The 21,793-nt window shown below is 60.6% G+C and carries 11 protein-coding genes; 8 read left to right on the forward strand and 3 right to left on the reverse strand.

The genetic code is table 11. From position 1 onward, the window contains the following. The first annotated feature begins 59 nt into the window (after nt 1-59). Together ACV8MC_RS25990 and ACV8MC_RS25995 are read left to right on the forward strand one after the other, a co-directional pair. Entirely contained in the window at nt 60-671 is a 612-nt protein-coding gene (locus ACV8MC_RS25990; RefSeq protein ID WP_457264024.1) for a hypothetical protein, read from the forward strand. Next, nucleotides 614-3,079, forward strand: coding sequence for an Ig-like domain-containing protein (locus ACV8MC_RS25995; RefSeq protein ID WP_457264026.1), 2,466 nt, complete (start codon nt 614-616; stop codon nt 3,077-3,079). The genes ACV8MC_RS25990 and ACV8MC_RS25995 overlap by 58 nt, the downstream gene beginning before the upstream one ends. A gap of 167 nt (nt 3,080-3,246) precedes the next feature. On the opposite strand, the gene ACV8MC_RS26000 is transcribed toward ACV8MC_RS25995, so the two are convergent. Then, the gene (locus ACV8MC_RS26000) at nt 3,247-11,094 is read right to left on the reverse strand and encodes a retention module-containing protein (RefSeq protein WP_457264028.1); all 7,848 of its coding nucleotides are present in this window, start codon (nt 11,092-11,094) and stop codon (nt 3,247-3,249) included. Between the two features lie 532 nt (nt 11,095-11,626). Between ACV8MC_RS26000 and ACV8MC_RS26005 the strand changes: the two genes are divergently transcribed. From ACV8MC_RS26005 to ACV8MC_RS26015, 3 genes are all read left to right on the forward strand, one after another. Beyond that, nucleotides 11,627-12,985, forward strand: coding sequence for a TolC family outer membrane protein (locus ACV8MC_RS26005; protein ID WP_016771146.1), 1,359 nt, complete (start codon nt 11,627-11,629; stop codon nt 12,983-12,985). Between the two features lie 169 nt (nt 12,986-13,154). Further along, nucleotides 13,155-15,314 (forward strand): type I secretion system permease/ATPase, encoded by a 2,160-nt coding sequence (locus tag ACV8MC_RS26010; protein ID WP_457264029.1) that lies wholly within the window; start codon nt 13,155-13,157, stop codon nt 15,312-15,314. Between the two features lie 10 nt (nt 15,315-15,324). Beyond that, nucleotides 15,325-16,686 (forward strand): HlyD family type I secretion periplasmic adaptor subunit, encoded by a 1,362-nt coding sequence (locus ACV8MC_RS26015; protein WP_039761043.1) that lies wholly within the window; start codon nt 15,325-15,327, stop codon nt 16,684-16,686. A 118-nt stretch (nt 16,687-16,804) separates the two neighbouring features. Here the strand turns inward: ACV8MC_RS26015 and ACV8MC_RS26020 are convergent, their stop codons facing one another. Both ACV8MC_RS26020 and ACV8MC_RS26025 read right to left on the reverse strand, forming a co-directional pair. Then, nucleotides 16,805-17,401: a tRNA-uridine aminocarboxypropyltransferase gene (locus tag ACV8MC_RS26020; RefSeq protein WP_041478969.1), complete on the reverse strand. Its 597-nt coding sequence runs from the start codon at nt 17,399-17,401 to the stop codon at nt 16,805-16,807. Between the two features lie 6 nt (nt 17,402-17,407). Next, nucleotides 17,408-18,301: a LysR family transcriptional regulator gene (locus ACV8MC_RS26025; RefSeq protein WP_095180681.1), complete on the reverse strand. Its 894-nt coding sequence runs from the start codon at nt 18,299-18,301 to the stop codon at nt 17,408-17,410. A gap of 396 nt (nt 18,302-18,697) precedes the next feature. Between ACV8MC_RS26025 and speB the strand changes: the two genes are divergently transcribed. Genes speB through ACV8MC_RS26040 form a run of 3 tightly spaced genes read left to right on the forward strand, consistent with a single transcriptional unit; the run spans nt 18,698 to nt 21,634 of the window. Beyond that, nucleotides 18,698-19,648, forward strand: coding sequence for an agmatinase (speB, locus tag ACV8MC_RS26030; RefSeq protein ID WP_003222717.1), 951 nt, complete (start codon nt 18,698-18,700; stop codon nt 19,646-19,648). A gap of 9 nt (nt 19,649-19,657) precedes the next feature. Further along, nucleotides 19,658-20,080, forward strand: coding sequence for a YybH family protein (locus ACV8MC_RS26035; protein ID WP_039761033.1), 423 nt, complete (start codon nt 19,658-19,660; stop codon nt 20,078-20,080). 51 nt (nt 20,081-20,131) lie between these two features. Then, nucleotides 20,132-21,634: a purine-cytosine permease family protein gene (locus tag ACV8MC_RS26040; RefSeq protein WP_073472863.1), complete on the forward strand. Its 1,503-nt coding sequence runs from the start codon at nt 20,132-20,134 to the stop codon at nt 21,632-21,634. Nucleotides 21,635-21,793 lie beyond the last annotated feature (159 nt).

Consider the following 21,793-nt stretch of genomic DNA (forward strand, 5'->3'; position numbering starts at 1 on the left):
ATTCTTCCGTATCGGCGCTGACAGCCCAGGTAAGCGCCCCGTATGGAAGGCGAAAATTCATGACCAGCTCACAATACCTGATATTCCCTCCTGCGCCGCGTTCCGGTATCGGTGTGCTGGCCCTCTATCCGCCGCAACCACTCCTGTACAAGCTGCAAACTGACCAGAGCTACGGTATCAACATCGCCATGATTGCTCAGAACATTAACGGATTGGGCTTCAGTCTCCCGGCATATCTGTCTCAAGCCCTCGGTGACCGTATCGAAGTCTTCCTCGATAGACCCGATGTCACCACCCCTTCGTCCGTGATTGATTTCGCCCTTACAGAGGACGATTTTGAGGCCGATGGAAAGACCCCTAAAACCGTACTTTTTGACATTACAGCTGAAACCCTCGAGGAGAAATTCCTGCCGTTTACCGACGTCAGGCTGGATTGCTGGATTAAAGTCACGAGACTGAGCGGCAACCCGGGGGAATCGCCACACTCACAACTCTGGTTCAAACATCCCGCTCCGGGCGAAGCGGACATTGACGGCGGCAAGCCTTCCAATCAGGGCTCAAGCTGCCAATCGCATCGGAAAGTATCGTCGATCAGAACGTCATCAAAGAGGGCATGGAAGTCACGGTCAAGCATTACTTCAATCAGCAGATCGGCGATACGGTCGTGCTGACATTTGGTTCGCTGCGGCTGGACTTCGTCGTGACCGACGACTCGGCCGACATCGTTTTCAAGCTGACGCCTGACTTGCTCGGCAAATTGCAACAAACCAGCAATCTGGTGGTGCGCTGGAGCGTTTATGACATTGTCGAGAACTCCAGTGGTTTTTCGGAACCGCTCATTCTGCCGTTCAAGCCCGTAATAACTCTGCTGACCGCGCCGATTTTCGAGCAGTCCGATGCCGACGACGTAATACACCATGACTGGCTTGCAGGCGGCCCGACGAACATTCTCCTGACGGGCAGTTTTGCGATCAACGATGTGATCGCCCTGACACTGGAAGGATTCACCCGAACCAACGTGCCAGTCACTCATACCTATTCTTTAACGGTGACCGTAGACAGCAAGACACTGAACTTTCCCGTGGAAAATTTCCGCATTCAAAATGTGATAGGTGGAAGTTTACGGGCAACTTATATTCTGACCAGAGCAGGTCAGTCCAAACTTTCCAAACCTGCTGACGTCACCGTTGCGGGTAAATCCTTGCCACTGGGAGCACCGGAGGTCACCCCACTGGTGGAAGGTGAGCTGGCAGTCGACACTGCCAAAGCCTTTATAAATGTCGCCAGTTTCTGGCCCTTGAAACAAGGGGCAGAGGTCAAGCTGCATTGGCAGACCACAGACATCAACGGCAAGTTGGTACGGTTTACTTGGGGACAGCTTGTAACGGATCCTTCGAAGCCCATCGTTTTCGAGGCCGAGAACGAGTACATCAAGCCCTACGCCAGCGCGAGACTGGCCGTGCAGGCCACCATCACCAATCCCGGCGAAAGTGAAGTCTTTTCCGATATCGCGCAGTTGAAGATCGGCGATCCCAAGGAGCTTGTCCTCACGCCGCCCTCACTGGTATCGCCTTTCACTAATCCGCTTGATCCCTTGGCAGCGCTGCCGAGCATGCTGGTGGAATATCTCGATGCCAAGACCGAGAAGGTTCGCCTGGTGTGCACACCACTGCCCTTGGGATTTGATCGCTTCCCGCTGGTAGATCTGGATTCGGCCAAACAAGCCCGCTTTCCGTTCGACAGGCGCCTCATTGTGGCGCTTCACGGTGAAACCGTGCGATTCAAATTCAACCTGAATCAGGACGGCAAGAAAATCGGATCTTCTCCGGAAACTGAGATTTCTTTCAAACTGATCGCTGATCAGGATCCCAGGTTTCCGAGACCGCGAATCATTGGCATTGATAACGCAATCCTGGACGTAAAAAAACTGACCAGCGCAGACAAATTGGCGGTCAACCTCTGGCACGGACAACGGCCGGGCCAGAGCATGACGCTGGTGCTGATCGGCATCGACAGCAAAGACATCCCTGTTCGCCACGTCATCATGAACGCGGAGGCGAGCGTCACCAGCGCCGGGCTGATACGGGAACTGTCAACGCCGACGCTGGAAGTGTTGAAAAATCTCAAAAGCGGCAGTACGGCGACATTGATATTTTCCGTGCGCCTGGGGTTGCGCGGCAATCCAGTGGAATTTCCCCACCAGACCTATCAGATCGAATCTCTGGTTGAGTTGCAGCCGGTCATCACACTGATTAAGGACTCGCAGAACAGGGAGATTCCGCATAGCGACCTGACGGTTGATCCGAATGTCACGGTCGAGGGAACTGCGAGCGTAGAACAGCAGGTTGAAGTTCTGGTGAATGGCAAGTCGATAGAGACATTGACCACAGACAAGGACGGGAAATTTTCAACGCTATTGAAGGGGCTCGTTGTCGATGTACTGACAGTCGTGCAGATTCGAGCACTCTATGGCGACGGTCTTCTCTCTCCTTTACGCTCGTTTACGCTGCGCAAAGCGCTGCAAGTCAACAACAGCGCCATGGCCCTGTCAGGACTGAGAGTTTATGCATGGCGCCACACTCACAGTGCAGATTTTCCAAACAATACCCAAATCCGCGCCGCCGTCCCGTCTACAGGCGTCCACCCGATCACCTACAGAAGCAGTAATCCGAACGTGGCTTATGTCGACGGCAACGGGAAAGTCACGGGCATACGTAACGGCAATACGTACATTACCGTACAGGACCGATTCAGCTCATTTTCCTATTACGTCAGTGTGACGAATGTTTATCAGTTGGCTATCGGCGGCTACGGCATGACACACCAAGAGGCGCTCAACTGGCGATACAGCATTCCGGGCGCAGAACCGATGAGCAGAGCACTGCACGCCATGCAAGTTGTATATGGTCCCGATCCTTATTGGCCAATAGCCGCTGGAGGGATCTACAGGATGTGTGATGAAAGCGGTTGTCCTGGCAACCTGCGAGCGATATATGGACATGCCAACGGCGGAATTTATTGCCATTCGGACCTGAACGCCCGATGGGCTCCATGGTGTATCTATCCCATTTACGGATAAACCGGCCTCTTCGCGAGCAGGCTCGCTCCCACAGTTTCACCGCTCTCCCCTGTGGGAGCGAGCCTGCTCGCGAAGGCTGACTTAAAGACAACACGTCTCTACAGACAGACAAAACCCACCGTCCCGAATCAACCGGGGCGGCGGGTTTTGTCATTTCAGACCTCAGCTCAAACCGTATCCACCTTCAACGAATGATCATTGAGCATGCCGCTGATGATCGTCGCTGTGTCGTGACCGCTGGCAATCATGCCGCCTGCGCCCGGTGTCACGCCGTAGTGGCTAGCGAGGTTGACGCCGGCCAGGTCGATGGTCTGGCTCGGCGCGGCGCCGGCCATGGCGCTGACGTCGATGCTGGTCATCACCGAGGCGCCGCTGCCGCTGACGGTGAAGTGCAGATAGTCGTCCAGCGACGCGGTACTGGCGTTTTCGCCTTGCAGCAGTTGCGACAGATCGAGCCTGTCGGTACCGGGGGTGAAGTCGGTGATCAGGTCGTGGCCGCTGTTGCCCTTGAGCCACTGGAAGGTGTCCGCCCCTGCCCCGCCCGTCAGCGTATTGTTGCCCATGCCACCGATCAGCAAGTCATCGCCAGCGCCGCCATTGAGGAAGTCGTTGCCGAGGCCACCGTTGATCACGTTGTTGTTGCCGTCGCCGGTGAGGCTGTCGTTGAAGTTCGAGCCGAGCAGGTTTTCGATGCCGGTCAACGTGTCAGTACCGGCGCCGAGGGTGTTCTGCGCACCCAGCAGGCCGAGGTCGACGGTGACGGCGGCTGTGGCGTGGGCGTAGCTGGCGGTGTCGCTGCCAGTGCCGCCGTCGAGCAGATCGTTGCCCGCGCCGCTATAGAGCAAGTCGTTGCCAGCGTCGCCGTGCATTTCGTTATTGCCGGAGCCTGCCGTGAGTACGTCGTTGCCGTCGCCGGCATTGATCACGTTGTTGCCGCTGCCCGCCACCAACACATCGTCGCCAGCAGTGCCGGTCAGGGTGTGGCCGTCCTGATAGCTGATGCTGACGTTGGCCGTGTCGCTGCCGCCGTGGTTGTCGTTGGCGGCGTAAGTGCCGTGGTAGTCCGGCGTGATGTCGTGGGCCGCGGCGTAGTTGAGGGTCATGGTCAGTTGGTAGTTTTCCGCCGCGTTCGGGTTGCCGCCACCATTACCAATGTTGGTGATGTGAATCTGGTAGACGCCGTCCGCCGAGGCGCTGAGGGTCTGGCCGTCCGCCAGCGCCATCCAGGCACCGCCATTGAGCGAATACTCCATGCTGATCTTACCGGCACCCAGATTGTGATCCAGATTGAGGGTTTCGCCCTGACGCAGATTGACGGTAATGCGGTCTTCATCGTTGGCATTGCTGTTGCTCACCATGCCCAGATAACCGCTGACCACCAGCACGGCGGTCATGGTCGCGGCATTGGCGCTGAAGGCGCTGCGCACATTGGCCAGATTCTGGTTGGCTGCGTTATTGGTCTGCCCAGTGAAGCCGATCAGGCCGCTGCCGGTGAAGTCCGCCGCTTTCGACACCCAACCGGTATTGAAACTGGTGGGTGTGGCGTTGAGGGTGTCGCCGTTCGGATCGGTGTCATTGGCCAGCAACAGCTCGCCCGGCACCACGATGTTGCCTGACAGCACGTTGGTGATGACGTGGTCGTCCATCGCTACCGGTGGCGCGTTGGGGATCACTTTCACCGTCAGGGTGGAGCTGGCCAGATCGCCGTCGTTGTCGCTGACGGTGAAGCCGATGTTTTCGGTGATCACCACTGCGGTGGTTTTCTGCGAGGTGTAGCTGTATTCGCCGGTATCAAGATTGACCACCAGCGTGCCGCTGTTGTTGGTGGCAATGCTGACGCTGTTGTTGGCGGTATTGAAGGTGCCGTGATTGGCGCCGCCGCTCGCGGTCAACGAACCCTGGCCACTGAGGGCTTTCGGATCGTAGGTGTAGGTGGTGCCGTCGACCACGATCGACTTGATGAAACCGCCATCGGCGCCGAACGAACCGCCCTCGCCCAGCAGCGAACCGGTGACCGGCGCGCCCTGCACGGTGCCGGACAATACCGAGTTGAGCTGATTGAGATCGGTGACCACCACCGCATTGGTATTGGTGTGGTTGATGCCATCGTAGGCCAGCGGATCGAGGTTGGCGTTGCTCACGCCACTGCCCAGACCAATGGCGTAGTTCTTGATGTTGTTGGCGTCGAGGAAGTTTTTCAGCGCGGCTTCGTCAGCCGTGCCGATGTCGCCCTCGTTGGGCTTGCCGTCAGAGAAGAAGTAGCCGACGTTCTGTGCCCCGGTGAGTTTGCCGGAGGTGTTGAACGCGGTCTGCATCACTGCTACGGCAGCATCGTAGTTGGTGCCGCCGCCAGCGTTGAGACCGGCGAGGAGTGTCTTGGCGGTGGCGACATCCACCCACACGGTGGTGCGGTCGGCGGCATTGCTGCTGAACGTCACCAGCTGCACTTTCACATCGCCCAGATCATCGTACTTGTCGAGCAAGGCACCAATGGCCTGCTTGGCCAGTGCCAGCCGCGACAGGCCCGGCACGCCGGAGGCATCAGCCATACTGCCGGAGATGTCGAGGACGATGAGAATGTTCGAATCGATCTCCACTGCGGTTACCGAGCGATCCGAGGCAACGGCTTTCGGTATGTCGTCGACGATGTTGACCACGAGGGTGCTGGTGGTGCTGTTGCCCAGTGCATCGGTGGCTTTGTAGGTGAACGTTTCGCTGAGGGTGTTCGGCCCGTCGTTGGCGTTCGGCGCGGTTTTCGGCGCCGAGGTCAGCGTGTAGGTGTAGGTGCCGTCAGCGTTGAGCAGCAGTTGCCCGTAGCTACCGGTGGCGTTGCCGACCAGGGTGTAAGTGATCGCGCCGCTGCCGCCACTGACCGAACCGACCAGCGTGCCGCTGGCGGTTTCACCGGTATTGCCCGGTTCGCTGCCGGTGACTGTGCCGGGGGCGAGATCCTGGCCATCCTTGTTCAGGTCGAGGGCTTTTTCATAGACCGTCACATCCTGATCGACCGAGGCGACCAGTTTGCTGTCGGCGACGTTGATGGTCAGCGTCGTGGTGCTTTCATCGCCATCGCTGTCACGGATGGTGTAGGTGAACGTGTCGGTCGCGCCCGGCGGGCTCACCGAGTTCGGGTTGCTGTGGTAAACCGCATTGCCCGCCGCGTCGAGGGTCAGGTAGCCGTAGTTGCCGTTGATGTTGCTGTTGAGCCCGCCGCTGGCTGATGTCGCGGTGTTGCTGCCGGCGCGCACGCCGACCACCGTTGCGGCACCATCGGCGCCGCTGAGGTCATTGCCGAGCACACTGACATTGACCGTGCCGCCCTCCGCTACCGAGCCGGTATCGGCGTTGGCAGTCGGCAAATCGTCGACGATATTGACGTTGATCTGACCGCTGGCGGTACTGCCATCGGTATCAGTGGCGACCACGTCGAAGCTCTCGCTGAGGCTGTTGGCACCGTTGGCGTTCGGATGAGCTTCGTTGTCGACCAGGGTGTAGCTGTAACTGACCACGCCGGTGGCCGGATCGTAACCGGTGATGGTGAAGGTGCTGCCCAGTGGCGAGACCACCGATTGCGGCAAACCGGCGGCGACGCCATTGCTGATTACGGCGATGCCGCCGACCGTGAGGGTTTGCAGGCCATCGAGGGCGGTCACGGTGAAGCTGCCGCTCTGGGTCAGCGCCGAGGTGTCGGGGTTGCTGCCGTCGCTGAGGTTTTTCTCGTAAACAGTGATTTCGCCGCCCTTCACGTTGAGGCCGTCGAGGCACACCGGATCGTCATTGTTGTGGATGTTCAGCACCAGGTTGGCGGTGCTGGTGTCGCCGTCGGCATCGGTGATGGTGTAGGCGAAGGTTTCCGTGCCGTTGCCGCCGCCCTGGAGGTTTTTGAAGTCGGCGTCATTGGCGTCCAGCGTGTAGGTGTAAGTGCCGTTGGCGTTGAGCACCAGCGTGCCGTAAGTGCCAGTGAAAGTACCGGCGGTCACCGAACCGCTGGCGACGCGGTCGGCGCCTTGCACATCGTTGTCGAGGACGTTGCCGGTCAGGGTCACCTGGGCTTCGGTCGCGTTGTCGGCATTGCTGTCATTCAGCGCCTTCGGCACGTCATCGACGATGCTCACAACGATCGTGCTGGTGACGACATTGCCCAGCGAATCGGTGGCCTGATAGGTGAAGGTTTCGCTCAGGCTGTTGGCGCCGTCGTCAGCATGCGGCGTGGTGGTCGCTGGCGAAGTCAGGGTGTAGGTATAAGTGCCATTGGCATTGAGGACGATCTGCCCGTAATTACCGGTGGCGCTGCCGACCAGTGCATAGCTGATCGCGCCGACCGCACCAGTGACCGAGCCGACCAGGGTGCCGGAAGCGGTTTCGCCAGTGCTGTTCGGATCGCTGCCGACCACGCTGCCCGCTGCCAGATCCTGGCCATCCTGGTTCAGGTCGAGGGCTTTTTCGTAGACGGTGACATCGGTGTCGCTGACCGCTTTCAGGCAGCTGTTGTAGACATCGATGGTGATGGTCGTGGTGCTTTCGTCACCGTCGGCATCGCGCACGGTGTAGGTGAACACATCCACCGCGCCCGGGCCGTTCACCGCGTTCGGATTGCTGTGATAAACAGCGTTGCCGTTGGCATCAAGCGTGAGGTAGCCGTAGGTGCCGTTGATCTGCGAATTGAGCCCGCCGATGGCCGACGTCGAAGTGTCGGCACCGACACGCACGCCGACCACTGCGCCGGTAACCGCCGGGCCATCCGCGCCGCCGACATCGTTGTTGAGTACGTTACCGCTGACGGTACCGCCCTCCGCCACCGAAGCCGCATCCGCATGCGCGGTCGGCAAATCATCGACGATGTTGACGTTGATCTGGCCGCTGGCGGTACTGCCATCGGTGTCCGTCGCGACGACGTCGAAGTTCTCGGTGAGGCTGTTGGCGCCGTTGGCGGTTGGATGGGCTTCGTTGTCGGCCAGGGTGTAGCTGTAACTGACTACGCCGGTCGCCGGGTCATAACCGGTGATGGTCAAGATGCTGCCCAGGGGTGTGATCACCGATTGCGGGAAACCTGCGGCCACGCCGTTGGTGATCACCGCGATGCCGCCAACCGTGAGGGTCTGCAGACCATCGAGAGCGCTGACGGTAAAAGTGCCGTTCTGGGTCAGCGCTGGGGTGTTGGGGCTGGTGCCGTCGCTGAGATTTTTTTCGTAGACGGTGAGTTCGCCACCGTTGACGTCGAGGCCGTTGAGCAGCACCGGATCGTCATTGTTGTGGATATTCAGTACGAGATTGGCAGTGCTGGTATCGCCGTCGGCATCGGTGATCATGTAGGTGAACGTTTCGGTGCCGTTACCGCCACCGGTCAAGGCTTTGAAATCGGCATCGCTGGTATTCAGGGTGTAGGTGTAAGTGCCGTCGGCGTTCAGAACCAATGTACCGAAAGTACCAGTGAAAGTGCCCGGCGTGACTGGACCGGTGGGTACGCGGTCGGCACCTTGCACGTCGTTGGTCAGGACGTTGCCGGTCAGGGTCAGTTGGCTTTCCGAGGCGGTACCGTTGCTGTCGTCGTTGGCTTTCGGCAGGTCGTCGACGATGTTTACGTCGAGGGTGCCGGTGGCCGTCGTGCCGTTGTCATCGACCACCGTGACTGCGAACTGCTCAGGCAGATTATTCGCGCCGTTGGCGTTCGGATGCGCTTCGTTGTCGGCCAGGGTGTAGCTGTAACTGACTACGCCGGTTGCAGCGTTGAAACCGGTGATGGTCAGCGTGCTGCCCAGTGGCGTGGTGATCGATTGCGGGAAGCCTGCGGCGACGCCGTTGGTCACCACGGCAATTCCACCGACAGTCAGCGTGGTGACGCCGTCCAGTGCAGTGATGGTGAAGGTGCCGTTCTGCGTCAGCGCGCCAGTGTCCGGGGCGCTGCCGTCGCCGAGATTTTTCTCGTAAACCGTCAACTCGCCACCGGCGACGTTCAGGCCATCGATGATTACTGGATCGTCGTTGTTGTGGATCTGCAGAACCAGATTGGCAGTGCTGGAATCGCCGTCGGCATCAGTGATGGTGTAGGCGAAGGTCTCTGTGCCGTTACCGCCGCCGGTCAAGGCTTTGAAATCGGCATCGCTGGTGTTCAGGGTGTAGGTGTAAGTGCCGTCGGCGTTTAGAACCAAGGTGCCGTAAGTACCAGTAAATGTACCGGCCGTGACTGGACCGGTGGGTACGCGGTCGGCGCCTTGTATGTCGTTGGTGAGGACATTGCCAGTCAGCGTCAGTTGGCTTTCTGACGCCGTACCGTTGGAGTCGTCGTTGGCGTTCGGCAAGTCGTCGACGATGTTCACATCGAGAGTGCCGGTGGCGGTAGTGCCGTTGTCATCAACGACCGTGACCGCGAACTGCTCAGGCAGATTATTCGCGCCGTTGGCGTTCGGATGCGCTTCGTTGTCGGCCAGGGTGTAGCTGTAACTGACTACGCCGGTTGCAGCGTTGAAACCGGTGATGGTCAGCGTGCTGCCCAGTGGTGTGGTGATCGATTGCGGGAAGCCTGCGGCGACGCCATTGGTGACCACGGCGATGCCGCCGACGGTCAGCGTGGTGACGCCGTCCAGTGCAGTGATGGTGAACGTGCCGTTTTGCGTCAGTGCGCCAGCGTCAGGGGCGCTGCCGTCGCTGAGGTTTTTTTCGTAGATCGTCAGCTCGCCACCGGCGACGTTCAGGCCATCAATGATGACTGGATCGTCGTTGTTGTGGATCTGCAGAACCAGATTGGCGCTGCTGCTATCGCCGTCGGCATCGGTGATGGTGTAGGCGAAGGTCTCTGTGCCGTTACCGCCGCCGGTCAAGGCTTTGAAATCGGCATCGCTGGTATTGAGCGTGTAGGTGTAGGTGCCGTCGGCGTTCAGAACCAAGGTGCCGTAAGTACCGGTGAACGTGCCGGGCGTAACCGGGCCTGTCGGTACGCGGTCGGCACCTTGCACGTCGTTGGTAAGCACGTTGCCGGTAAGGGTCAGCAAGGTTTCCGAGGCAATGCCGTTGGCGTCGTCAAACGCTTTGGGTACGTCGTCGGTGATATTCACGTCCAGCGTGCCAGTGGCGCTGTCGCCATTGCTGTCGGTGGCGATCACGGTGAACTGTTCGCTGAGATTGTTCACGCCATCGCCGGCCGCGTGGGTTTCGTTGCCGTTGAGGGTGTAGCTGTAGCTGACCGTGCCGGTCGCCGCGTTGTAACCGGTGATGGTCAGGGTGTTGCCCAGTTGCGTGGTGATCGACTGGGGAAAGCCGATCGGCACGCCGCCAACAATCACGTTGATGCCGCCGATGCTCAGGCTGTTCAAACCATCCGCTGCCGAGACCGTGAAGCTGCCACTTTGCGTCAGCGCGCCTGGATTGGCCGCTGTACCGTCAGGCAGATTGGCTTCATTGAGGTTCAGCTCGCCGCCCGCCGCGTCGAGGCCGTTGAGGATGATTGGATTGTTCACCGGTGGCGGTGGCACCACGACCGGCGCTGGCGTGTCGTCGCCATTATCGATGTCCGCGTCGCGACGATACTCGGGAAATTCGGGAATGCCATTGAAGCCGGCAGTGGGGAAACCGATGATCGGATCGACCCGGCCACCGACTTCGGTCAGTAGAACGAAACTGTGCCCGCCGCCCAGTTCACCGGTATTGCCGGTGGGCGCGTTGGGGCCGGCCGCAGTGGCTTCGGCAGTTTTGCTTGGGTCTTCACCGGCGGCAATGGCTTTCTGGATCTGCTCGACATCGGTCAGTTGCGCCTGGCTTGGGGTCTGCGCTTCGTCGACGTTCACCGGCACAGCCTGGTCGGCCAGCAATTGCCCGGTCATGGTGATGCTGCTGCCCCGGCCGAGGGTCAATTCCTCGCCGTTTTGCAGTTTCACTGCCACCGCGCCTTCCGCGCCGGTGATCAGTTGATCGCCAGCGTACAAACGATCGCCTTCGAACAACGGACGCTTGATGCCGTCGCTCGCCTGAGCGAACACCTGACCAATGACTTTTGTGACCGTACCGATGAGCGCTGCCATGTGAAATCCTCCGCTGCCGACCACCGTCGGCACAGGTTCGCGAAGCAGCCCATGGCTCAATCGGGTTGCCGGGGGCGACGCTCGCACCCTCGACAGTTCGTTTCGCAGGCCCGGTTTGAGGTGAATTGTCAGCGCTATCAAGCACTTGCCAACCCTGTTCAATCCGCCGACCCACTAGCGCTACGTAACGGTGGTGAATCACCCGAGTGACAAAAATCTGTCGCTCATTCGCCGTTACGCGTCCCTCCCCTTCAGCAGTACTTCGCAGTGTCTCGCAAAGTGAATGGAACTTTCCTCAAGCCTTTTCGAGCTCCCTAAAGCGCATAAAACAAAGGCTTTCGAGCTGAACAATGTGCTGCTTTTGAAAAACCGCATAAGTTTTTTTTGGAATAAACCTTATGAAAATTTTTTCTTAGCTACGCTCTAGGATGTTCTTAGCTCTGTTGTTACAAGAGTGAAACGCTTATACCCAAAATTTACGTCAAATATTTGGCGACGGTAACACAACATTGAGATCCAGGGAGATGCACCCATGCGCGTTTTAACCCCCCTCTGCAGCGCGGTTTTGCTGGCCATGGCTTGCACTTCCCAAGCCCAGGCGATGAACCTCACCGAGGCGATTCAAAGCACCATCGCCACTCACCCGGAACTGGCTTCGCGCGTGGACGCCCGCCTGTCAGCGGATGAACAGGTGAAAGTGGCCAAGGGCGGGTTTTATCCGTCGGTCGATCTGAACGCCGCCTACGGGCGCGGCTACAGCGACAACACCAACACCCGCGCTTTCGGTAACCACAACACCGAAATCCTCAATTACACCCAGTCGGAGCTGCGCTTGCGGCAGATGATCTTTGACGGTTTCAACACCGCCAACGAGGTCGAGCGCACCAAGGGCGTGTCCAACTCGCGCGCCTACTACGCGCAAGGCACCGCGCAGGATCTGGCCCTGCGCACCATCGAGGTCTACCTCGAAGTGCTCAAGCGTCGGGAACTGGTGACGCTGGCGAAGAACAATTTGCAGGCGCACTTGCGCGTCAACGACCAGATCGGCCTGCGCACCGAGCGCGGCATCGGCAGCACTGCAGACTCGGATCAATCGGTTGCCCGTCGTGCACTGGCGCAGAACAACCTCGACACCGCCGAAGTCGATCTGGCCGACGCCGAATCGAATTTCTACAGCGTGGTCGGACGCATGCCCGATGAACTGGAAACCCCGGCCTCGACTCGCGGTGAGATGCCACCGGACCTGCGTGAAGCGCAGCAAAGCATGGTCGACAACAACCCGTACCTGAAATCGGCCCAGGCTGACGTGCAGTCCGCCGAGAGCCAGTACGAAGTGGCCAAGTCGCCGTTCTACCCGCGCTTCGACGCGGAAGCGGCAGTGGGCGCGAACAACAACGTGCAGGGCGACGAAGGCCACGACAACGAATGGCGTGTCGGTGTGGTGATGAACTACAACCTGTTCCGTGGCGGCAGCGACAAGGCACGTCTGGCCGCGAATGCCCACGACATCAATCAGGCGATGGACATCCGCAACAACGCCCTGCGTCAGCTCAACGAGAACATTCGCCTGGCCTGGAACGCCATGGAGAACGCCAAGAAGCAGACGCCGACGGCCCGCGAATACGCCGAAACCACCAAACGCGTGCGCGCCGCTTATCAGGACCAGTTCGGCCTCGGCCAACGCACCCTGCTCGACCTGCTCGACAGCGAAAACGAGCTGTACAACGCCAACCGTCGCTACACCGAAATCCGCTACACCGAGGAATACTCGATGTATCGCGTGCTGGCGAACATGGGCCAGTTGCTGAGCAAGCAACGCGTGGTGCTGCCGGCTGATGCGATTGCCACGACCGAAGTGAAAAACCAGGCGCGCCTGCCCGAGTTGAAATAGCCCCTCCGGGACGCGCCGACGGCTGCGATCTCTGATCGTTCCCACGCTCTGCGTGGGAATGCAGCCCGTGACGCTCCGCGTCACTGGACGCAGAGCGTCCCTAGAGGCATTCCCACGCAGAGCGTGGGAACGATCCGATAACCGAGCCCGTTCAACAGAGGCAATCACTATGACCAGCATGGAACCCGGCGCCACCGGGGTCGATCCGCGCCTGAGCTTCGACGACCCGTTACTCGACGGCCTGCTGATCCTCTGCAAACTGCATGGCGCCACGGTCAGTCGTGCCAGCCTGAGCGCCGGGCTGCCCCTGAACAAACAACGCCTGAGCCTCGATCTGCTGCCCCGTGCAGCAGCGCGGGCCGGATTACAGGCGCGCTTGTTGCGCCGTGACCTGAAAGACATTTCACCGCTGAACCTGCCGATCCTGCTGCTGCTCAACGACGGCCGCACCGCTGTGCTGCGGCGGTTTGGCGAGGATGGCAAAGCCCTGCTGCTGCCCAGCGAAGCCGACGGCGGCGAGCAATGGGTGAGTCGCGAAGAGCTTGGCGAACACTACAGCGGCCAGGCCTTGTTCGCCCGCCCGCGCCACGAACTCGAAGACCTGCGCGCGCCGCTGGTGCCACGGGTAAATGCGTGGTTTCGCGACACTCTTAAACTGTCGAAATGGCTGTACAGCGATGCGATTCTCGCCAGTTTTCTGATCAATTTGCTCGGCCTGATGGTGCCGCTGTTCGTCATGCAGACCTACGATCGCGTGGTGCCCAATCAGGCGACCTCGACGCTGTGGGTGCTGTCGATCGGTTTGCTGATCGGCACCGGTTTTGAACTGGTGCTGCGCGTGGTCCGTGCGCACCTGCTCGACACCGCCGGCAAGAAAACCGACGTGATCCTCTCGGCGACGTTGTTCGAGCGCATCACCGGGATGTCGATGAAAGCGCGGCCGGCGACCATCGGCGGCTTTGCCCAGAGCATTCACGATTTCCAGGGCCTGCGTGAATTTCTCACTGCCGTGACCCTGACCAGCCTGATCGACTTGCCCTTTGTGGTGTTGATGCTGGTGGTGATCGGCCTGCTCGGCGGCTGGCTGGTGGTGATTCCACTGTTGGCGTTTCCGATCACGATCATTTTCGCCATGGTGATTCAGGTGCGCCTGCGTGACACCGTGCAAAAAAGCCTGAGCCTCGGCGCGGAGCGTCAGGCGGTGCTGATCGAAACCCTCGGAGGCCTGGAAACCCTCAAGGCCTGCGGCGCCGAAAGCGAGCGTCAGCACAAATGGGAAAGCACCCACGGCGCCCTCACCCGCCTCGACAGTCATGCGCGCAACCTGTCGGCGCTGGCCACCAACGGCACGCTGTTCATCCAGCAGTTTTCCGGGATGGCGACGATTGTTGCCGGGGTCTACAGCATCATTGCCGGCAACCTCAGCGTCGGCGCGCTGGTTGCCACTTACATGCTCGGCAGCCGCGTGCTCGCCCCGCTCGGCCAGATCGCCGGGCTGATCACCCGCTACCAGCAAGCGCAACTGACGATGAAAAGCACCGACGCGCTGATGGCCCTGCCGCAGGAGCGCGACGGCAAACAACGACCACTGGAACGTACGCAGCTGCAAGGTGCCCTCGACGTCAGCGGCGTGACATTCCAGTACAACGGCCAGAATGCGCCGGCGCTGAGCGAAGTCAGCTTCAGCCTGAAAGCCGGCGAGCGGGTCGGCATCATCGGCCGCAGCGGTTCGGGCAAAAGCACGTTGGCGCGGCTGGTCATGGGCTTTTATGAAGCGGAGCAAGGCCAACTGCTGCTCGACGGCCTCGACCTGCGCCAACTGGACGTGGCTGACCTGCGCCAGCAGATAGGTTATGTCGCCCACGACCTGCCGCTGCTGGCTGGCAGCCTGCGCGACAACCTGACCCTGGGCGCGCGCTACATCAGCGATTCACGCATGCTCGAAGTCGCCGAACTGACTGGCGTCACCGAACTGGCCCGGCAACACCCGCAAGGCTTCGACCGACCGGTGGGCGAACGCGGGCAACTGCTATCTGGCGGCCAACGCCAGGCGGTGTTGCTGGCGCGTGCGTTACTGCTCGATCCGCCGATCATGCTGCTCGACGAACCCACCAGCGCCATGGACAACAGCAGCGAAGATGCGCTGCGGCAGAAACTGCATGGCTGGGTGCAAGGCAAAACCCTGCTGCTGGTCACCCACCGCACCTCAATGCTGAGCCTGGTGGACCGGTTGCTGGTGCTGGACAACGGCCGGGTCGTCGCTGACGGCCCGAAAGAAGCGGTCATCGAAGCGCTGCGCAAGGGCCGTGTCGGCTCGGCGGCGGTCTAGGAGTTACGCCATGCCTGCTTCTTCCGATAGCAACAAGCGCGGCTACTTCGACAGCTTCGGCAAAAGCGCCGAAGCCGAGTTCATGCCGGAAACCGCCGGCGCGGCGTTGCAGGATTCGCCGCGCAAATCGCGGATCACCGTGTGGCTGGCGGCAGCGCTGCTGATCGCCGCCCTGGTCTGGGCCAAATTCGCCGTGCTCGAAGAAGTCACCATGGGCGAAGGCAAAGCGATTCCGTCGAGCAAGGTCCAGGTGATCCAGAATCTCGAGGGCGGCATCGTCACCGAGATATTCGTTCGCGAGGGCCAGATGGTCGGCAAGGGCGACACCCTGCTGCGTCTGGATGACACGCGCTTTCGCTCGAACAAGGGCGAAAGCGAGGCCGACCGTTACGCGCTGACCGCACAGGTTGAACGGCTGTCAGCGGAGGCCGAGGGACGCCCCTTCAAACTCTCCGCTGAAGTCATCGCCAAGGCGCCGCAAGTCGCCGAGGACGAGCGCTCGCTGTACGAGCAACGCCAACGGCGGCTGGCCAGCGAACAGCGCACCCTCAGTGAACAACTGCGGCAGAAAACCCAGGAACTGGCCGAGTTTCGTTCCAAGCAAGGCCAGTTCAGCTCGAGCCTGGCGCTGCTGCAACAAGAGATGAACATGTCCGAACCGCTGGTAAAAACCGGCGCCGTGTCACCAGTGGAAATCCTCCGGCTCAGGCGCAGCGCGGTGGAGATCCGTGGTTCGCTGAACGCCACCACGCTGGCGATTCCCCGGGCCGAATCGGCGATCGCCGAGATCCGCAGCAAGATCGACGAATCCGAGCAGACCTTCCGTTCCGAGGCCGCCAAAGAGCTGAATGAGAAACGCACCGACCTGTCGAAAATCACCGCGTCGAGCATCGCCATCGACGATCGCGTCAGCCGCACTACGGTGACGTCGCCGGTGCGTGGCGTGATCAAGCAGATGAAGGTCAACACCATCGGCGGCGTGGTCCAGCCGGGCAGCGACATGGTCGAAATCGTGCCGCTGGAAGACAACCTGCTGATCGAAGCCAAGGTCCGCCCGCAAGACGTCGCGTTCCTGCATCCGGGCCAGAAAGCCATGGTCAAGTTCAGCGCTTACGACTACACGATTTACGGCGGGCTGAGCGCCAAACTCGAGCTGATCGGCGCCGATACGATCACCGATGACAAGGGCAACAGCTTCTATCTGATTCAGGTGCGCACCGACAAGAATCACCTGGGCGGCGACGTGAAACCGCTGCTGATCATCCCGGGGATGGTGGCGACGGTGGACATCATTACCGGCGAGAAAAGCGTTTTGGATTACTTGCTCAAACCGGTGCTGAAAGCGCGGACCGAGGCGATGCGCGAGCGCTAGTGATCTTTGAATTGCGGTGATTGATCTGGCGCTTTCGCGAGCAGGCTCGCTCCCACAATTGGAATGCGTTCCCCTGTGGGAGCGAGCCTGCTCGCGAAGAGGCCCGCACAGACAATGATCATCTGTCGCCATGGTTACGCTGAAAAACCTCCTCCCCCATCGCCGCAATCTGCCCTTCGATCAGCGCTTCAAACGGTTTCAGTAACGGCGCAAACGTCGTCGGTGCTTCGAGGGTTTCCAGCGCCTGGACGATCGCCTCGATCGTCGATAGCGCTCCCGGCCCCGGTGCCTTGCGCAAGCGATAGCGCGACACGCCGCCCTCGGTCAGGGTCACCCGTGGCAGTGCTGCCAGCAGCGGATTGAGGTGCAGCATCTTGCGCGCTTTGCGCCAGGTGCCGTCCGGGACGACCAGCAACATTGGCTGATCATTTGGCGCGTAAACCTGCAACGACTGCGCATCGTCAGCCGGGAACAGCAAACGCGCCTGATAACCCGGCTGGTTCAACAGTTTCGGCAAATCTTCGAATACCTCGCCGACAATCAGCTCGGCATTGCTCAGTCCCAGCGCCGCCAGCCGCGCGGTATTGAGCGCGTGACTGACCTCGCTCGGATGCTGCAGCAGCAACACCCGGGTGCGGCTATCGAGGTGCGGAATCAATGGGCACAGGCAATGGGTCTGGGGGCGCAGGCAGCGCGGGCACTGGGGTCGGGACATGATGGGTTAGGCCTGATTCAATTGCGCTTTGAGCAAATCGCGGAAGGTCTGGATCAGCGGCTCGCGGCTGCGGCCCCTGCGCATGATCATCGAAAACGGCGCCTGATAACCGAAGGTCGCCGGCAGCAGAACGCGCAGATCGCCCTTGTCGGCCCAGGCCTGCGCGTAGTGTTCCGGCAGGTAACCGATGTAGGCGCCGGAGAGCACCAGAATCAGCTGCGCTTCCATACTTTCCACGGTCGCGGCACTGTGTTTGAAACCGTGGCGGGCCAGTTCCGCCTGACTCCAGTAACCGCGCCCGACCATTCGTTGCTGAGTGATGACCTGCTCGGGGATGCGCCGCTCGTTGAACAACGGGTGACGACTGCTGCAATACAGCCAGTGCTGCTCGCGGTACAGCGGCATGTAGACCAGACCGCTCATGCGCGTGGAAAACGCACCGATGGCCAGATCGAGGCGATTGTCCTGCACGCCGAGCTGCAATTCGTAAGGGCTCATCACCGACAGGTGCAGATGCACCGCCGGGTGTTCCTGGCTGTAGGCGCCGATGGCTTCGGCAAACGGCAGGGCCTTGTCGCTGACCGTGGAATCGATCACGCCAAGGTTGAGCGTGCCGCGCAGTTCGCCCTTCAGCGCGGCGGCGTATTGCTCGAAGCCTTCAAGCTCGGCGAGCAGGCGCAGGGTTTCCTGATGGAACAGCTCGCCCTTGCTGGTCAGGCTGAAGCCACCGCGCCCGCGATGGCACAGCACCAGACCGAGCGCGGTTTCGAGCTGGCTCATGTAAGTGCTGATCGCCGAGGTCGACAGGTTGAGTTCCTGCTGCGCGTTGGCAAAACCCTGATGGCGCACGACGCTGACGAAGATGCGCAGGAGTTTCAGGTCGGGTAAAGCGTTGGCCATGTCTACTCCGGGCTTTGCAACTGTGTGTATGTGGGAAAAGCCCCTCACCCCAGCCCTCTCCCCGAGGGAGAGGGAGCCGATCTCCATGGCTTTCAAATCCTGAGTTCGACTCGATTTTTCAGGTCGATGCAGATTCCGCCAACAACTCGGTCGGCCCCCTCTCCCTCTGGGAGAGGGATGGGGTGAGGGCAACAATCTTCAGCCCTACACTTCATTCGAACCCACCAAAGTCTAATCCCACCTCTCCCATTAGTTTAGAAAAATCTGAACTAAGTTTTTGCCCGTAGCGATTCTTCCCCGTCACTACATTTCGCATGATCGGCCCCACAGCGGCGTCCGAACCTGTGCTCAACGGCGCGCCGGCATAAATAAAACAAAGACGATGAGGCCTTACCCGTGGACAAGATTCTTCACCAACCACTGGGCGGCAATGAAATGCCGCGCTTCGGCGGCATCGCCACCATGCTCCGACTTCCCCATGTACCGACCGCAGCCGGCCTCGACGCTGCCTTCGTTGGCGTGCCGCTGGACATCGGCACTTCGCTGCGCCCCGGCACGCGCTTCGGGCCGCGCGACATCCGCACCGAATCGGTGATGATCCGCCCGTACAACATGGCCACCGGCGCCGCGCCGTTCGACTCGCTGTCGGTTGCCGACATCGGTGACGTGGCGATCAACACCTTCAACCTGCTCGACGCCGTGCGCATCATCGAAGAAGCCTACGACAACATCCTCGAGCACAACGTCATCCCGATGACCCTGGGTGGCGACCACACCATCACCCTGCCGATCCTGCGTGCGATTCATAAAAAGCACGGCAAGGTTGGCCTGGTACACATCGATGCCCACGCTGACGTCAACGATCACATGTTCGGCGAGAAGATCGCCCACGGCACCACGTTCCGTCGTGCCGTCGAAGAAGGTCTGCTCGATTGCGATCGCGTGGTGCAGATCGGTTTGCGTGCCCAGGGTTACACCGCCGACGACTTCAACTGGAGCCGCGATCAGGGCTTCCGCGTCGTTCAAGCCGAAGAGTGCTGGCACAAGTCGCTGGCGCCGTTGATGGCCGAAGTGCGCGAGAAGGTCGGTGGCGGTCCGGTGTATCTGAGTTTCGACATCGACGGCATCGACCCGGCCTGGGCGCCCGGCACCGGCACCCCGGAAATCGGCGGCCTGACCACCATTCAGGCGATTGAAATCGTCCGTGGCTGTCAGGGCCTCGACCTGATCGGCTGCGATCTGGTAGAAGTCTCGCCCGCTTACGACACCACCGGCAACACCTCGCTGCTGGCCGCCAACCTGCTGTACGAAATGCTCTGCGTACTGCCTGGCGTGGTTCATCGCTGAGGGTCGGTCATGCACGCACGTGATCAGGTTCTGCATGCGGCCGCCGAGTTGGTCGCCGCGTTTGCCCGTAATGATCGCGAAGCCTACTTCGGTGCGTTCAGCGCCGATGCCAGCTTCGTCTTCTACACCCTCGACCAGCCATTGCTGTCGCGCGATGCCTATCAGGCGTTGTGGGACCGCTGGCGCGCCGAGGAGGGTTTCGAGGTGCTGTCGTGCACCTCGAGCAACGCCTTTGTCAGCCTGCAGGGTGACGTGGCGGTTTTCATCCATGACGTGGCCACCGAGCTGCGCATGCAAGGGGAGCAACACTTCAGCCAGGAGCGCGAGACGATTGTTTTCAGAAGACAAGCGTCGAGCCTAGAACAACAAGGCCTATGGCTGGCCTGTCACGAACATTTGTCCGCAATGCCGGAAGGGCTGCCACCCCCTTAGCCAATGGTGACGCTCACGCACGATGAGCGCGCCTGATGATCGGAGCAGATCATGAATAACAACAACAACGAAAAAAGCCTTAGCAGCATCGAAACAAACGGGGTCGAGCAGATCCCGGATCATGAGCGCGACGCCCGACCCAGCGACCTGTTTCGCTTGATCTTCGGCGGCGCCAATACGTTTGCCACCGCTGTGCTCGGCAGTTTCCCGGTGCTCTTCGGCCTGTCGTTTCAGGCCGGTGTCTGGGCGATTGTCCTGGGTGTGGTGGTCGGTGCGCTGATCCTCGCGCCGATGGGCCTGTTCGGCCCGCTCAACGGTACCAATAACGCCGTGTCTTCCGGTGCGCACTTCGGCGTGCACGGGCGGATTGTCGGTTCGTTCCTGTCGTTGCTGACGGCGATCGCGTTCTTCTCGCTGTCAGTGTGGAGCTCGGGTGATGCGCTGGTCGGCGGCGCCAAACGCCTCGTCGATTTGCCGGAAACCGACCTGACCCTGGGCCTGGCCTACGGTCTGTTCGCGCTGCTGGTGCTGACCGTGTGCATCTACGGTTTCCGCATCATGCTGTGGGTCAACCGCATCGCCGTGTGGGCCGCGAGCCTGTTGTTCCTGCTCGGCATCTTCGCCTTCGCCCCCGCTTTCGACAGCCAGTACGCCGGCAGCGTGGCGCTGGGGCAGGCCGGGTTCTGGGCGGCATTCATCGGCGCGGCGCTGGTGGCGATGAGCAACCCGATTTCCTTCGGTGCGTTCCTCGGCGACTGGTCGCGCTATATCCCGCGTGAGACGCCGAAGGGCCGGATCATGCTGGCGGTGATCGCCGCGCAACTGGCGACGTTGATCCCATTCCTGTTCGGCCTTGCCACCGCCACCATCGTCGCGATCAAGGCGCCGGACTACATCGCCGCGAACAACTATGTCGGCGGCTTGCTGGCCGTGTCGCCGAGCTGGTTCTTCCTGCCGGTGTGCCTGATTGCGGTGATCGGCGGCATGTCCACCGGCACCACATCGCTGTATGGCACCGGGCTGGACATGTCCAGCGTGTTCCCGCGCGTGCTCTCCCGGGTCAAGGCGACCTTGCTGATCGGCGTGCTGTCGATCGCCTTTATCTTCATCGGCCGTTTTGCGGCGAACCTGGTGCAGAGCGTGTCGACCTTCGCCGTGCTGATCATCACCTGCACCACCCCATGGATGGTGATCATGATCATCGGCCTGGTGGTACGGCGCGGCTTCTACTGCCCGGATGACCTGCAAGTGTTCACCCGCGGTGAACAGGGCGGACGCTACTGGTTCAACCACGGCTGGAACTGGCGCGGCCTCGGCGCGTGGATCCCCAGCGCACTGGTCGGCCTGTGCTTCGTCAACCTGCCGGGGCAGTTCGTCGGCCCGCTGGGCGAATTGGCCGGCGGCATCGACATCAGCCTGCCGGTGACATTGGGCCTGGCGTCGGTGGTGTATCTGACGCTGCTGCGCTTGTTTCCTGAGCCTCGGGAGGTGTTTGGGCCAACGGATGTGCGCAGTGAAGCCGCCATAAAACCCGAACTACGTCAGGCCGCCTGAATAAACGCAAAACCCTGTGGGAGCGAGCCTGCTCGCGAAGACTTCAGCACATCCAACATTGGTGTGACTGACAGACCGCCTTCGCGAGCAGGCTCGCTCCCACAGGAAGCCTTGCAGACCCCATTTGCTTCACCATAAAAAAGACAATCGGAGACACGC

This window comes from Pseudomonas sp. PK-RTE-24 (genome assembly GCF_054052265.1).

Excerpts from the sequence above, each read along its gene's own strand:
- ACV8MC_RS25990 (WP_457264024.1), top strand. The coding sequence starts at position 60 with ATGACCAGCTCACAATACCTGATATTCCCTCCTGCGCCGCGTTCCGGT.
- ACV8MC_RS26005 (WP_016771146.1), top strand. The coding sequence starts at position 11,627 with ATGCGCGTTTTAACCCCCCTCTGCAGCGCGGTTTTGCTGGCCATGGCT.
- ACV8MC_RS26025 (WP_095180681.1), bottom strand. The coding sequence starts at position 18,301 with ATGGCCAACGCTTTACCCGACCTGAAACTCCTGCGCATCTTCGTCAGC.
- ACV8MC_RS26040 (WP_073472863.1), top strand. The coding sequence starts at position 20,132 with ATGAATAACAACAACAACGAAAAAAGCCTTAGCAGCATCGAAACAAAC.
- ACV8MC_RS26010 (WP_457264029.1), top strand. The coding sequence starts at position 13,155 with ATGACCAGCATGGAACCCGGCGCCACCGGGGTCGATCCGCGCCTGAGC.
- ACV8MC_RS26000 (WP_457264028.1), bottom strand. The coding sequence starts at position 11,094 with ATGGCAGCGCTCATCGGTACGGTCACAAAAGTCATTGGTCAGGTGTTC.
- ACV8MC_RS26015 (WP_039761043.1), top strand. The coding sequence starts at position 15,325 with ATGCCTGCTTCTTCCGATAGCAACAAGCGCGGCTACTTCGACAGCTTC.
- ACV8MC_RS25995 (WP_457264026.1), top strand. The coding sequence starts at position 614 with ATGGAAGTCACGGTCAAGCATTACTTCAATCAGCAGATCGGCGATACG.
- ACV8MC_RS26020 (WP_041478969.1), bottom strand. The coding sequence starts at position 17,401 with ATGTCCCGACCCCAGTGCCCGCGCTGCCTGCGCCCCCAGACCCATTGC.
- ACV8MC_RS26035 (WP_039761033.1), top strand. The coding sequence starts at position 19,658 with ATGCACGCACGTGATCAGGTTCTGCATGCGGCCGCCGAGTTGGTCGCC.